The organism is Streptomyces sp. NPDC051211, from assembly GCF_040689505.1.
GTDB lineage: Bacteria > Actinomycetota > Actinomycetes > Streptomycetales > Streptomycetaceae > Streptomyces.
On the sequence record NZ_JBFBAV010000021.1, the window covers coordinates 51203 to 65115 of the forward strand.

Sequence of the window (13913 nt, forward strand, 5' to 3'; positions counted from 1 at the left end):
CTGGGAATGGCATGCAGTGCATTACGTCACGAACTGGACAGGCCTTTCGTCACACCAGCCACCCCCGCACCCAGGTTGACCTGGGTAAATACCGATCCCCCAGGACAAAGGTCACATCCTGGGGGAGATTCGGTCACAGGTCGGCCGCGACGGGATTGGAATCGGCGTCAGCAGGGACGGAATGATCTCCCAGGCCCCTTGGGGGGCCTGGGCCGTGTCCACGGAGCGGTCGCCTCAGACGCGGACCGGGCTCAGCTGAGGCGCTCGATCACCATGGCCATGCCCTGACCGCCGCCGACGCACATCGTCTCCAGGCCGAACTGCTTGTCGTGGAACTGGAGGCTGTTGATCAGCGTGCCGGTGATCCGCGCGCCGGTCATCCCGAACGGGTGACCGACGGCGATGGCCCCGCCGTTGACGTTCAGCTTGTCCAGCGGGATCTCCAGGTCCCGGTAGGACGGGATCACCTGCGCCGCGAACGCCTCGTTGATCTCGAACAGGTCGATGTCGCCCACCGTCAGCCCGGCCCGCTTCAGGGCCTGCTTGCTGGCCTCGACCGGGCCCAGGCCCATGATCTCGGGGGACAGGCCGGTGACGCCGGTGGAGACGATCCGGGCCAGCGGGGTCAGGCCCAGCTCGCGCGCCTTGGTGTCGCTCATGATGACGAGCGCGGCGGCGCCGTCGTTGAGCGGGCAGCAGTTGCCGGCCGTGACCAGGCCGTCGGGACGGAAGACCGGCTTGAGGCCCTCCACGCCCTCCAGGGTGACCCCGGCGCGCGGGCCGTCGTCGGTGGAGACGACCGTGCCGTCCGGGGTGGTGACCGGGGTGATCTCGCGCTCCCAGAAACCGTTCTTGATCGCGGCCTCGGCGAGGTTCTGCGAGCGGACGCCGAACTCGTCCATGTCCCGGCGGGTCACACCCTTGAGGCGGGCCAGGTTCTCGGCGGTCTGCCCCATCGCGATGTACGCGTCCGGGATCAGGCCGTCCTCGCGCGGGTCGTGCCAGGAGGCGCCCTCGCTCTGCGCGACGGCGGCCGTGCGGGCCTCGGCGTCGGCGAAGAGCGGGTTGTGGGTGTCCGGCAGGCCGTCGCTGCTGCCCTTCACGGACCGCGACACCATCTCCACGCCCGCGGAGATGAAGACGTCGCCCTCGCCCGCCTTGATGGCGTGCAGGGCCATGCGGGACGTCTGGAGCGAGGAGGAGCAGTAACGGGTGATCGTGGCGCCGGGCAGGTAGTCCATGCCCATCTGCACCGCGACGATGCGGGCGAGGTTGTGGCCCTGCTCGCCGCCCGGCAGGCCGCAGCCGAGCATCAGGTCGTCGATCTCGCGCGGGTCCAGCTCCGGGACCTTCGCCAGCGCGGCCTGGATGATCGTGGCGGTCAGGTCGTCCGGCCGGACGTCCTTCAGGGACCCCTTGAAGGCGCGCCCGATGGGCGAGCGGGCGGTGGAAACGATGACGGCTTCGGGCATCGGGGCTCCAAGGGGTTGCGGCGGTGTGCGGACCGCATGCGAAGTTACCGGCCCGTACGGTCGAGGTCACCGCCTCGGCGGTGTGATGCGGGCCCCTTTTTCGGGCGCGCCGCCGTCGCCGGGGCTCTGCCCCGCACCCCGCGGCGCAAACCCCGGCCGGGCTGCGACGCCGCTGCGCGGCCGATGGCCGGCTCCGCGCAGCTCCGTGCAGCCCCGCGGGGCCGCGGCGGGCCGCCGGGGGCCCGGGGCCGGACCTACTGGGCGACGGGGGCTTCGGTGACCGGTTCCGTGGCCGGGAGCCGGCGGCGGCGCCGGTGCTTGAGGATGGCCCACGGCGCGCGCGTCGTCGGGGTCGGCGTCCCCGTGACCTCCGTGCCCGCCTGCCCCGCCGCCGCGGACGCCGCCTTGGCGACCGGCAGCATGTCCTCGTCCCGCGACACGTCGAGCCGGTCGGACTCCGGCCAGACCCCCAGTGCCGCGCACAGCGTCGGCAGCACGGCCATCGCCGCGGTCGCGTAGCCCTCCGCCGAGGGATGGTACGAGTCCGGGCCGAACATCTCGCGCGGGTTCGCCGCGAACTCCGGCCCCAGCAGGTCCCCCATCGACACCGTCCGGCCGCCCTGGGCGACCACCCCGATGGTCTGCGCGGCGGCCAGCTGCCGGGACACCCGCCGGGCCAGCCACCGCAGCGGCTGGTACACCGGCTCGATGGTGCCCAGGTCCGGGCAGGTGCCGACGACGACCTCGGAGCCGGCCAGCCGCAGCCGCCGGACCGCCTCGGTGAGCAGCCGCACCGACTGGGTGGGCGGCATCCGGCGGGTCACGTCGTTCGCCCCGATCATGATCACGGAGACGTCGGGGGGCGGCCCGTCGCCGTCCAGCAGCAGCGAGACCTGACGTTCCAGGTCGTCGGACATCGCCCCGGACAGTGCCACGTTCCGCAGCTCCACCGGCCGCTCCGAGACCGCCGCCAGTCCGGACGCCAGCAGCGCCGCGGGCGTCTGGCGGGCCCGCCGCACGCCCAGCCCGGCCGCCGTGGAATCGCCCAGCATGGCCAGCCGCAGCGGGCCCGGGCTGAGCTCGGGGCCGCCGAACTCCGTCCCGTACTGCCCGTCCGCACGGGGCGGATCGGGCAGGCCCGTGCCCACCGTCCGCTTCGCCAGCTGGACCTCCGCCAGGAACACTCCCACCGCTGCCGCACCGAGCAGGCCGAGCCCGCCCCCGCCGTACGCCGCCCCCGCCGCGATGCGGCGAGCCGTCCTCGCTCTGGACACCCTTTGAGCCACCTCCTCGTCGCTGCCGGACGGGTGCCGGACTGCCTGACCCGTTCCTGCCCGTTAACGACGCTCGGCCAATCCCTTTCCGCATACTCTGGCGGTGTCTCCCGGAGAACCCGTGGAGTCCCGTCCTTGGAGAACATGGTGCAATTCCACGACTCGATGATCAGCCTCGTCGGCAACACCCCGCTGGTGAAGCTCAACCGTGTGACCGAAGGCCTCCAGGCCACCGTCCTGGCCAAGGTCGAGTACTTCAATCCCGGCGGATCCGTGAAGGACCGGATCGCCGTACGGATGATCGAGGCCGCCGAACAGAGCGGAGCCCTCAAGCCCGGTGGCACCATCGTGGAGCCCACCAGCGGCAACACGGGTGTAGGACTCGCCATCGTGGCCCAGCAGAAGGGTTACAAGTGCATCTTCGTCTGCCCTGACAAGGTGTCGATGGACAAGATCAACGTCATGCGCGCGTACGGCGCCGAGGTCGTGGTCTGCCCGACCGCCGTCGACCCCGAGCACCCGGACTCGTACTACAACGTGTCCGACCGCCTCGCGCGCGAGCCCGGCGCCTGGAAGCCCGACCAGTACAGCAACCCGAACAACCCCCGTTCGCACTACGAGACCACCGGCCCCGAGCTGTGGGAGCAGACGGACGGGAAGATCACCCACTTCGTCGCGGGTGTCGGCACCGGCGGCACGATCTCCGGCACCGGCAACTACCTCAAGGAGGTCAGCGGCGGGAAGGTCAAGGTCATCGGCGCCGACCCCGAGGGCTCGGTGTACTCCGGCGGCTCGGGCCGCCCGTACCTCGTCGAGGGCGTCGGCGAGGACTTCTGGCCGACCGCCTACGACCCCGACGTCACCGACGAGATCATCGCGGTGTCCGACAAGGACTCCTTCCAGATGACCCGCCGCCTCGCCAAGGAGGAGGGCCTGCTGGTCGGCGGCTCCTGCGGCATGGCGGTCGTCGCCGCGCTGCGCGCCGCGGAGGGCCTCGGCCCGGACGACGTCGTCGTCGTCCTGCTGCCGGACAGCGGCCGCGGCTACCTGAGCAAGATCTTCAGCGACGAGTGGATGGCCGGCCACGGCTTCCTGGAGGAGGCGGGCCCGTCGGCGCGCATCGGGGAGGTCCTCGCCGACAAGCAGGGCACGCTGCCGTCGCTGGTGCACATGCACCCGGAGGAGACGGTCGGTCAGGCGATCGAGGTGCTGCGCGAGTACGGCGTCTCGCAGATGCCGATCGTCAAGCCGGGGGCGGGGCACCCGGACGTGATGGCCGCCGAGGTCATCGGCTCGGTGGTGGAGCGCGAGCTGCTGGACGCGCTGTTCACGCAGCGGGCGTCGCTCTCCGACCCGCTGGAGAAGCACATGAGCGCGCCGCTCCCGCAGGTCGGCTCCGGGGAGCCGGTGGGCGACCTGATGAAGGTGCTGGGGAACGCGGATGCGGCGATCGTCCTGGTGGAAGGCAAGCCGACCGGTGTGGTGAGCCGCCAGGACCTGCTGTCGTTCCTGGCCCGCGACGCCAAGTAGCCGCAGGAGCCGGCGGGACCCCTTCCGGCTCCGCCGGCCCGGCGCGGTAGGCCCTGCACGGCCGGCACAGGACGGCCGGCCCTGCACGGTCGGCACTGCACGGCCGGCCCTGCACGGCCGGCCCTGCGGAAAAGGGTGTCAGCGGGAACCGCCGCACCCCCGGGAGGGCCCGGGGGGCGGGACGACGGCGGTTCCCGCTGAGGACACGGGCCGGGTCAGGGCCGGTCGTCCGCGTCCGTGGCGTCCACGCGTTCCGGGAGCCGCTCCGGAGGTGCGCGAACGCCGTTCGGTGGTGTCGGCGGGGGCCCTGGGTGTCCGGGTCCTGCCGACAACACCACTGTGCCGGGGTCGTGTTAAGCCGGTGCTGCCGCCACGTGTCGGGCTCGTGCCGTTTTCCCGGCGCTTTCCGGCCGGGGGCGGCTCAGTCGGAGTCGGCGGTTCGGCGCCGCCGGGGGAGCCAGGACTTGGACGCGTGGATGAAGCTCACGCCGAGGATGCCGCCCCAGGCCACCAGCAGGCCTTCCAGCCCCGCCTGCGCCTGGCCGATCGCGGAGAGCGGGATCGCCAGGATCAGGGTGATGATGGCGAAGCCGAAGCGCTCGCCGAAGTTGCCTTCGGCCGGGGCGGGTGCGCGGCCGCCGCGTTCGGCGGAGAGGCGCTGTTCCGCCAGCCGCCGCCGCACCTGGGTGTCGACCTTCTCGACGAACGAGTCGACCAGCGCCGCCTCGTACTCGGGTCCCAGTTCCCGCCGGGCCTTGAGCGTGGCGTCGAGTTCCTTCTTCAACTCTTGGGCATGGGCTTCCATGGCCCCACCGTAGGAACGCCGGGCGGGGCCCGCACTGGTGCTAGCCCCCGTCTCGCGGGCCGGTCGCGGCTTGCCGTCCTGCATAGCTGCATGCAGAGTGCTGCGTGAGTGAATAAAAGCTGGACGGAGGGTGGGACGGGATGAGCGACAGCCCGGCTGCGCGGCTGCAAAAGCTGTTCGAGGGGCACCGGCTGACGCCGACGCAGCGCCGGATCGCGCACTGCATGGTGCGGGGGGCCGCCGAGGTGCCGTTCCTGTCGAGCGTGGAGCTCGCCGAGCTGGCGGGGGTCAGCCAGCCGTCGGTGACCCGCTTCGCGGTGGCGCTCGGGTTCGACGGGTATCCGGCGCTGCGCAAGTACCTGCGCGAGGTGGCACCGGCGGAGCGGCCGGAGGCGGGGGAGGGGGCGGAGTACAACGCGTACCAGCAGGCCGTCCACGCGGAGATCGACAACCTGCGGCATCTCGCGGCGATGCTCGCCGACCCCGGACCGGCCGAGGAGGCGGGCCGGCTGCTGGCCGGGTCGGTGCCGCTGCCGGTGCTGGGGCTGCGCGCCGCGTCCTCGCAGGCGCGGGGCTTCGCGTACTTCGCGGGCAAGGTGCATCCGGACGTACGGCTGCTCGACGAGGGCGGCTCGATGCTGGCCGACCGCATCGACGCGGCTGCGGAGGCCGGGGCCTCGGCGCTGTTGTGCTTCGCGCTGCCGCGGCATCCGAGGGAGGTGCTGGAGGCGCTGGAGTACGCGCGGTCCGTCGGCCTGACCGTGGTCACGGTCGCCGACTCGGCGTTCGCACCCGTGGCCCGGCACTCGGACCTGCTGATCCCGGCCCCGGTGGGGACGGGGCTGGCCTTCGACACGGCGTGCGCGCCGATGCTGCTGGGGCGGGTGCTGCTGGAGGCGATGGCGGATGCGCTGCCGGATGCGCAGGCAAGGCTGGAGTCCTTCGACACCAAGGCCGCGGCCCGCGGCCTGTTCGTGGAGTAGCCCGCGGGGCCCGCGTGATCGACGGTGCCGGTCAGCGGTAGGTGAGCTCGGCCAGTTCGGTCGCCAGGCGGGTGCGCAGGGCCGGGATGCGGCCGAGCAGCCGCAGCAGGGTGTTGCGTACGCCGCGGGCCAGCGGGGCGCGGGCGGTCGCGATGCGGGTCATCCGGTCGGTGAGGGCGACGACGCGCAGGGCGACCGGGCGGCGCCTGGCCTCGTAGGCGTCGAGGCTGTCGGGGCGGCCCTCCGCCAGCGCCCGGCCGAGAGCGTAGCCGTCCTGGATGCCGGTGTTCATGCCCTGGCCGCCGGCCGGGCTGTGGACGTGGGCGGCGTCGCCCGCGAGCAGCAGCCGGCCGGCCCGGTAGTGCCCGGCGACCCGGTGGTGCACCCGGAAGCGGGAGGACCAGACGAGTGCGTGGACCGTGGCCTGGCCGGGCGCGCGGGCCTCCAGCAGTGCCCGGACGAAGTCGAGGCCGGGCTCGGCCGGGGCCTCGGGGACGGTGGCCACGACCCGGTAGCGCCGGCCGCCCTCGCCGGGCAGCGGGGCGACCACCGTGAGTCCGGCGGCGGCGAAGGTGAGCGAGACCTCGGTGTTGCCGGGGGCCCAGTCCATGACCACGTCGGCGAGGACGAAGGACTCCTCGTAGGCGCTGCCGGTGAAGCCGATGCCGGCGGCCTCGCGGACGGTGCTGTGCATGCCGTCGGCGCCGACCGCGTGGGCGGCGCGCAGGGTCTCGCCGGAGGCCATGGTGAGGGTGACGCCGTCGGGGTCCTGGGTGACGCTCCGGACCTCGTACGGGCGGTGCACGTCGCCGCCGAGCGCGCGGAGCCGGCCGAGGAGGACGGCCTCGGTCTCGTACTGCGGAACCATCAGCGCGTACGGGTGGGCGGTGGGCAGGGCGTCGAAGGAGAGGGTGGCGAGCGGCCGGGCGGGCCGGGCGCCGTCGCGGAGCGCGAAGCGGGTGACGGGCAGGCCGCGGCCGGCCAGCTCGGCGGAGAGTGCGCCCGTGGGGTCGAGCTCGTCGAGCACCTCCAGGGTCCGGGCGTGGACGACGGCGGCGCGGGAGGTGTTGGCGCCCTCGGCCTGCCGGTCGAGCAGGACGAAGTCGATGCCGGCGCCGGCCAGGGTGACGGCGAGGGCGAGTCCGGTGGGGCCGGCGCCGACGATGGCGACGTCGGTGCGGGCCGGCAGGGCGGCGGGGGCGGTGCTGGTCACGGCGGGCCTCCTCAGCTGTGCCAACGAGTGTTGGCCAACGGGCGTTGACATTACGGTGCGCCTGTACGGCTGCGTTGTCAACACTTGTTGGCCTACACTCGTTGGCATGTCGGGAGAGAAGGCCGCGGCCAGTGAATCCGCGAGGCGGTCCTCGGACCGGACCAAGGCCTCGATCCTGCGGGCGGCGCGGGAGCGCTTCGCCGCGCAGGGGTACGAGCGCACGACGATCCGGGCGGTCGCGGCGGACGCCGCCATCGACCCGTCGATGGTCATGCGCTACTTCGGCAGCAAGCAGCGCCTCTTCGACGCGGTGCTCGCCACCGGCGAGGCGGGGCCGTCCGGGCAGCCCGCGGCGGCCGGGGGCCTCCGGGGGGCCGGGCGGCCCGCGGCGGCCGGGGCGGCCAACGCCGCGCCGGCCGTGGACCTGCTGCTGCCGGATCTGGCCGGCGTATCGGCCGGGGAGCTGGCCGCCGCCCTGGTCGGGCACTTCCTGGACCGCTGGGAGGGGGACCCGGCGGACGACGCCCTGCTGGTCCTGCTCCGCTCGGCGGTGACCAACGAGCAGGCGGCCGCCCGCATGCGCGAGACCTTCGCCGCCCAGGTCGCCCCGGCGCTGGCCGCGGCCCTCGGCCCCGAGCGCGCGGCCCGCTGCGCGGGCCTGGTCGCCTCCCAGCTCCTGGGCCTGGCCCTGACCCGCTACCTGCTGCGCCTCCCCGCGGTCACCACCCTCGACCGCGCCGCCCTGACCGCCGCCTACGCCCCCGCCCTGGCCGCCGTCCTCAACGCCGAGCTGTGAGGGCCGGTCGGCCGGTCACAGGAGGGCGTCGCGGAAGGGGCCGCCCGCCTCCTCCACCAGGGATGCGGGCGACTGGGCCGGCCGGGCCAGGGCGAAGCGGACCTCGGCGGCGGGGGAGACCGTGAAGCCGTGGATCGCCGGGCGGGGCAGGCTGTTGTAGCCGTAGTGGGCGGTGAAGAAGTACGCCCCCGTGTCCGGCAGGACGATCAGGTCGCCCGGCACCAGCTCCGGCAGGGGGCGGTTCTCGGCGAGGAGGTCGCCGGAGAAGCAGGCCGGTCCCGCGATGTCCTGGGCCACCGGCACCCCCGCCTTGGGGGACCCCTTCGCGTCGTACGCGAGCACCCGGAGCGGCCAGAACGCCGGCGCGTACACCGTCCGCGTGGCGATCTGCACCCCCGCGTGCGTCAGCACGATCGGCCGCCCGCCGGAGGTCTTGGTGTACTCCACCCGCGCCACCACCACGCCGTGCTTGGCTAGCAGCGACCGCCCGAACTCCGTCACCAGCCCGTACCGCCCGGAGAACAGCCCGGGGGCCGCAGCCTGCAGGGCGGCGACGTACTCCGCGTACGTCGGGGCGTCCGCGTCCGACGCGAAGTCCACCGGCAGCCCGCCCCCGATGTCGAGCGTGTCGACCTGCCGCCGCCCCACCGCCTCGTTGATCTCCTCCGCCAGCCCGTACAGCTCCCGCACCCCGTCCGCGATCAGCTCCAGCGCGACGCCCTGCGAGCCCGAGTGGGTGTGCAGCCGGGTCAGCCACGGGCGTTGCACGTAGGCCCGTACGAGCCACTCCCGCGCCCCCTCGTCGCGCAGCGCGACCCCGAACTTGGACGTGGACATCGCCGTGGACGTCGACCGGATGGTGCCCGCGCCGAGCTGCGTGTTGACCCGCATCCCCAGCGGGGACCCGGTCGGGGCCGACGCGACCAGGGCGTCGAGGCGCTCCAGCTCCTGCCGGTTGTCCGCGTTGACGGCGATCCCCCGCGAGAGGGCCTCGCGCAGCTCCGCCGGGGTCTTGGCGGGGGAGTCCAGCACCGTCCGCTCCGGCGGCACCCCGGCCGCCCGGGCCAGCGCCAGCTCGCCGGGGCTGGCCACCTCGCAGCCCAGGCCCGCGTCCGCGAGCAGCCGCAGCACCGGGACCAGCGGGGCGGCCTTGACCGCGAAGGCGTGCAGGACGGGCGTGCCGGGCGGGAGCGCGGCCGCGAACGCGGCCGTCAGCGCAGCGGCCGAGGCGCGGATCCCGGCGACGTCGAGCAGGCAGACCAGAGGGTCCCCGCCATCCCCGCCCCCCACCAGACCCTGCTCCACCGCGGCCCGTACGGCCAGGTCGCGTCGCGCGGCGGCGCCGGTCGTACCCATGTCAGCAGCCATGTCCGCCAGCCAATCACCCGGCGGGTCCGCCCGCAGCTGTTGACTGAATCTATTCAGAGCGCAAGTATGTGAATGGATTGACCAACATCTCCAGGAGGCTCAGCCATGTCAGGACCCCGCCCCGTACGTGCCCCGCGCGGTACCGAGCTCAGTGCCCTGGGATGGCAGCAGGAAGCCGCCCTGCGGATGCTCCAGAACAACCTCGACCCCGAGGTCGCCGAACACCCCGACAAGCTGGTCGTCTACGGCGGCACCGGCAAGGCCGCCCGCGACTGGCGCTCCTTCGACGCGATGGTCCGCACCCTGCAGACCCTCAAGCAGGACGAGACGATGCTCGTCCAGTCCGGCCGCCCGGTCGGCGTGATGCAGACCCACGAGTGGGCCCCGCGCGTCCTGATCGCCAACTCCAACCTGGTCGGCGACTGGGCCAACTGGGAGGAGTTCCGCCGCCTGGAGCAGCTGGGCCTGACCATGTACGGCCAGATGACCGCCGGTTCGTGGATCTACATCGGCACCCAGGGCATCCTGCAGGGCACCTACGAGACCTTCGCGGCCGTCGCCGCGAAGAAGTTCAACGGGACCCTCGCCGGCACCATCACCCTCACCGCCGGCCTCGGCGGCATGGGCGGCGCCCAGCCGCTCGCCGTGACCATGAACGACGGCGTCGCGATCTGCATCGACTGCGACCCGCGCGCCATCGAGCGCCGCATCGAGCACCGCTACCTGGACGTGAAGGCCGACAGCCTCCAGCACGCGCTCCAGCTGGCCACCGAGGCCCGCGACGCCCGCAAGCCGCTCTCCATCGGCCTGCTCGGCAACGCCGCCGACCTGCTCCCGCAGATGCTCGCCGAGGGCGCCCCGATCGACATCGTGACGGACCAGACCTCGGCCCACGACCCGCTCGCCTACCTCCCGACCGGCGTCGACTTCGACGACATGGCCTCGTACGCCGCGAAGGACCCGGCCGGATTCACCACCCGCGCCCGCGAGTCGATGGCCAGGCACGTCGAGGCCATGGTCGGCTTCATGGACGCCGGCGCCGAGGTCTTCGACTACGGCAACTCCATCCGCGGCGAGGCCCAGCTGGCCGGCTACGACCGCGCCTTCGCCTTCCCCGGCTTCGTCCCCGCCTACATCCGCCCCCTCTTCTGCGAGGGCAAGGGCCCCTTCCGCTGGGCCGCCCTGTCCGGCGAGGCGTCCGACATCCACAAGACCGACAAGGCGATCCTCGAACTCTTCCCGGAGAACGAGTCCCTGCACCGCTGGATCAAGATGGCCGGCGAGCGCGTCCACTTCCAGGGCCTGCCCGCCCGGATCTGCTGGCTCGGCTACGGCGAGCGCGACAAGGCCGGCGAGCGCTTCAACGACATGGTCGCCTCCGGTGAGCTGGCCGCCCCGCTCGCCATCGGCCGCGACCACCTGGACTGCGGCTCGGTGGCCTCCCCGTACCGCGAGACCGAGGCCATGCTCGACGGCTCCGACGCCATCGCCGACTGGCCGCTGCTCAACGCCATGGTCAACGTCGCCTCCGGCGCGTCCTGGGTGTCCCTGCACCACGGCGGCGGCGTCGGCATGGGCCGCTCCATCCACGCCGGCCAGGTCACCGTCGCGGACGGCACCCCGCTCGCGGGCGAGAAGATCCGCCGCGTGCTCACCAACGACCCCGGCATGGGCGTCATCCGGCACGTGGACGCCGGGTACGACATCGCCGAGTCGGTGGCGGCCGAGCGCGGTGTCCGCGTCCCCATGCGTGAGGGTGACTCCGCGTGAGCGAGAGTTCCTCCGGCAGCTCGTTCCACGGGATGTGGAACGAGCTGCGCCCCATCGGCCGCAACGCCGACAGCGGCGGCTACCGCCGCTACGCCTGGACCGGCGCGGACCAGGAGTGCCGTGCATGGTTCCGCACCCAGGCGGAAGCGCGCGGGCTGACGTACGAGACCGACCGGAACGGCAACCAGTGGGCCTGGCTCGGCGACCCCCTCGCCGGGGACGCCGTGGTCACCGGCTCGCACCTGGACTCCGTCCCCGACGGCGGCGCCTTCGACGGCCCGCTCGGGGTGGTGTCCGCCTTCGCGGCCCTGGACGAACTCCGCCAGAGGGGGGCGGAGTTCGCCAGGCCCCTGGCCATCACCAACTTCGGTGACGAGGAGGGCGCCCGCTTCGGGCTGGCCTGCGTCGGCTCCCGGCTCGCCGCCGGACAGCTGACCAAGGAGAAGGCGTACGAGCTCCGGGACGGGGAGGGCATCAGCCTGCCCCGGGCGATGGAGGCCGCCGGGTACGACCCCGAGGCCATCGGCGCCGACCCCGAACGCCTGGCCCGGATCGGCGCGTTCGTCGAACTCCACGTCGAACAGGGCCGCGCCCTCGACCTGTCCGGGGACCGGGTCGGCATCGCCTCCGCGATCTGGCCGCACGGCCGTTGGCGGTTCGACTTCCACGGCGAGGCCAACCACGCGGGCACCACCCGCCTGGTGGACCGCCGCGACCCGATGCTCACGTACGCGCAGACCGTCCTCGCGGCCCGCGAGGAGGCCCGGCTCGCCGGGGCCGTCGCCACCTTCGGGAAGATCGCGGTCGAACCCAACGGGGTGAACGCCATCCCTTCGCTGGTGCGCGGCTGGCTCGACTCCCGGGCCGCCGACCAGGCCACCCTCGACACGGTCGTCACGGCCATCGAGAAGGCCGCCCGGGAGCGCGCCGAACAGGACGGCATCGACCTGCGGATCGTCCGGGAGTCCTTCACCCCCGTCGTCGAGTTCGAGCACGCCCTGCGCGACGAGCTCAACCGGCTCCTCGGCGGAACCGTGCCCGTCCTGGGCACGGGTGCGGGACACGACGCCGGAATCCTCTCCGCGGCCGTCCCGACCGCGATGCTGTTCGTGCGCAACCCCACCGGCGTCTCCCACTCGCCGGCGGAGTTCGCCGCCGAGGACGACTGCGTCGCCGGAGTCCTCGCCCTTGCCGACGTACTGGAAGGTCTCGCGTGCAGGTGAAGACGTTTTGGCTGGAGCACGCCTGGCTCGGCACCCATGTCGAGCCGGGCGTCGCCCTCGAGGCCGGCGCGGACGGCCGGATCGCAGCCGTCCGCACCGGGGTGGAGGCCCCGCCGCCCGGCGCGGAGATCCTGCGCGGCCTGACCGTCCCCGGCCTGGCCAATGCGCACAGCCACGCCTTCCACCGGGCGCTGCGCGGCACCGTCCAGGTCGGCTCCGGCACCTTCTGGACCTGGCGCGAGATCATGTACCAGGTCGCCCAGAACCTCACCCCGGACACGTACTTCGCGCTGGCCCGCGCCGTGTACGCGGAGATGGCGCTGGCCGGCATCACGAACGTCGGCGAGTTCCACTACGTCCACCACGCGCCGGGCGGCACCCCGTACGCCGACCCCAACGCGATGGGCGAGGCCCTGATCGAGGCCGCCGCGGAGGCCGGCATCCGGATCACCCTCCTCGACACGGCCTACCTCTCGGCGGGCTTCGGCGAGGCCCCCAACCCGCACCAACTGCGCTTCTCCGACGGCACGGCGGACGCCTGGGCCGAGCGGGTCTCCGCCCTCAAGCCGCGCGACCACGCCGTCATCGGCGCCGCGATCCACTCGGTCCGCGCCGTCCCGGCGGCCCAGCTCTCCACGGTCGCCGGCTGGGCGGCCGACCGGCAGGCTCCTCTCCACGTCCACCTCTCGGAGCAGACCGCCGAGAACGACGCCTGCCAGGCCGCCCACGGGTGCACCCCCACCCGACTCCTGGCCGACCACGGCGTGCTGGGCCCGCGCACCACCGGCGTCCACAACACCCACCTCACCGACGCGGACATCGCCCTGCTCGGCGGCAGCACCACCGGCACCTGCATGTGCCCCACCACCGAACGGGACCTCGCCGACGGGATCGGCCCGGCGAGCCGGCTCCAGCGTGCGGGCAGCCCGCTCTCCCTGGGCAGTGACAGCCACGCCGTGATCGACCTGCTCGAAGAGGCCCGGGCGATGGAGCTGAACGAACGGCTCGCCAGCCGTACGCGCGGCCACTGGACCGCGGCGGCCCTGCTGCGCGCGGCCACCGCCGACGGTCACGCCGCCCTGGGCCGGCCGGACGCGGGCCGCCTGGAGGCGGGCGCCCTCGCCGACTTCACCACGATCGCCCTGGACTCCGTCCGCACGGCGGGTCCGCTCCCCCGGCTCGCCGCCGAGACCGCAGTCTTCGCGGCCTCGTCGGCCGACGTCCGCCACACGGTGGTAGGCGGCCGCCACATCGTCCGCGACGGCCACCACACCTTGGTCGCGGACGTCCCCTCCGACCTGACCTCAGCCATCGCCGCCCTCCGCTCCTGACCGGGAACGCCTGCGGCGGGCCGTTTCCCCACCCCGCCCCTTCCCGCCGTGCCGGATATGCGGCTCCGCCGCGTGGGGGGCTCCGCCCCAGACCCCGCGCCTCAAACGCCGGCGGGGCTGGAATGGTTCGGGAAGGGGCGGGGAGGGG

Annotated in this window: 11 protein-coding genes; 6 read left to right on the forward strand and 5 right to left on the reverse strand. The window is 73.6% G+C overall.

The window, feature by feature from the left end; genetic code table 11:
- Positions 1–251: 251 nt before the first annotated feature.
- On the reverse strand, positions 252–1472 hold the full coding sequence (locus AB0447_RS21245) for an acetyl-CoA C-acetyltransferase (protein ID WP_366478251.1): 1221 nt from the start codon (positions 1470–1472) through the stop codon (positions 252–254).
- A gap of 254 nt (positions 1473–1726) precedes the next feature.
- Positions 1727–2746 carry an SGNH/GDSL hydrolase family protein gene (locus AB0447_RS21250; protein ID WP_366478252.1) on the reverse strand — a complete coding sequence of 340 codons (1020 nt, stop codon included), beginning with the start codon at positions 2744–2746 and terminating at the stop codon, positions 1727–1729.
- A gap of 147 nt (positions 2747–2893) precedes the next feature.
- Between AB0447_RS21250 and AB0447_RS21255 the strand changes: the two genes are divergently transcribed.
- Positions 2894–4276, forward strand: coding sequence for a cystathionine beta-synthase (locus AB0447_RS21255; protein ID WP_366478299.1), 1383 nt, complete (start codon positions 2894–2896; stop codon positions 4274–4276).
- 421 nt (positions 4277–4697) lie between these two features.
- On the opposite strand, the gene AB0447_RS21260 is transcribed toward AB0447_RS21255, so the two are convergent.
- Positions 4698–5081: a hypothetical protein gene (locus AB0447_RS21260; protein ID WP_366478253.1), complete on the reverse strand. Its 384-nt coding sequence runs from the start codon at positions 5079–5081 to the stop codon at positions 4698–4700.
- Between the two features lie 140 nt (positions 5082–5221).
- Between AB0447_RS21260 and AB0447_RS21265 the strand changes: the two genes are divergently transcribed.
- A complete protein-coding gene (locus AB0447_RS21265) occupies positions 5222–6064 on the forward strand; it encodes a MurR/RpiR family transcriptional regulator (protein ID WP_366478254.1) in 843 nt (280 codons plus the stop codon).
- A gap of 31 nt (positions 6065–6095) precedes the next feature.
- Here AB0447_RS21265 and AB0447_RS21270 read toward each other — a convergent pair whose 3' ends face one another.
- Positions 6096–7277 (reverse strand): FAD-dependent monooxygenase, encoded by a 1182-nt coding sequence (locus tag AB0447_RS21270; RefSeq protein WP_366478255.1) that lies wholly within the window; start codon positions 7275–7277, stop codon positions 6096–6098.
- Between the two features lie 106 nt (positions 7278–7383).
- Here AB0447_RS21270 and AB0447_RS21275 point away from each other — a divergent pair, with 106 nt between their 5' ends.
- Complete coding sequence (locus AB0447_RS21275; protein WP_366478256.1) at positions 7384–8073, forward strand: TetR family transcriptional regulator; 690 nt, start codon at positions 7384–7386, stop codon at positions 8071–8073.
- Between the two features lie 15 nt (positions 8074–8088).
- On the opposite strand, the gene AB0447_RS21280 is transcribed toward AB0447_RS21275, so the two are convergent.
- Positions 8089–9441 carry a diaminopimelate decarboxylase gene (locus AB0447_RS21280; RefSeq protein WP_366478257.1) on the reverse strand — a complete coding sequence of 451 codons (1353 nt, stop codon included), beginning with the start codon at positions 9439–9441 and terminating at the stop codon, positions 8089–8091.
- Between the two features lie 105 nt (positions 9442–9546).
- Between AB0447_RS21280 and hutU the strand changes: the two genes are divergently transcribed.
- The 3 genes from hutU to AB0447_RS21295 are packed head-to-tail and all read left to right on the forward strand — an operon-like array spanning position 9547 to position 13765.
- Positions 9547–11211 (forward strand): urocanate hydratase, encoded by a 1665-nt coding sequence (gene hutU / locus AB0447_RS21285; RefSeq protein ID WP_366478258.1) that lies wholly within the window; start codon positions 9547–9549, stop codon positions 11209–11211.
- Between the two features lie 32 nt (positions 11212–11243).
- Positions 11244–12434 carry an allantoate amidohydrolase gene (locus tag AB0447_RS21290; protein WP_366478300.1) on the forward strand — a complete coding sequence of 397 codons (1191 nt, stop codon included), beginning with the start codon at positions 11244–11246 and terminating at the stop codon, positions 12432–12434.
- A complete protein-coding gene (locus AB0447_RS21295) occupies positions 12425–13765 on the forward strand; it encodes a formimidoylglutamate deiminase (RefSeq protein WP_366478259.1) in 1341 nt (446 codons plus the stop codon). The genes AB0447_RS21290 and AB0447_RS21295 overlap by 10 nt, the downstream gene beginning before the upstream one ends.
- Positions 13766–13913 lie beyond the last annotated feature (148 nt).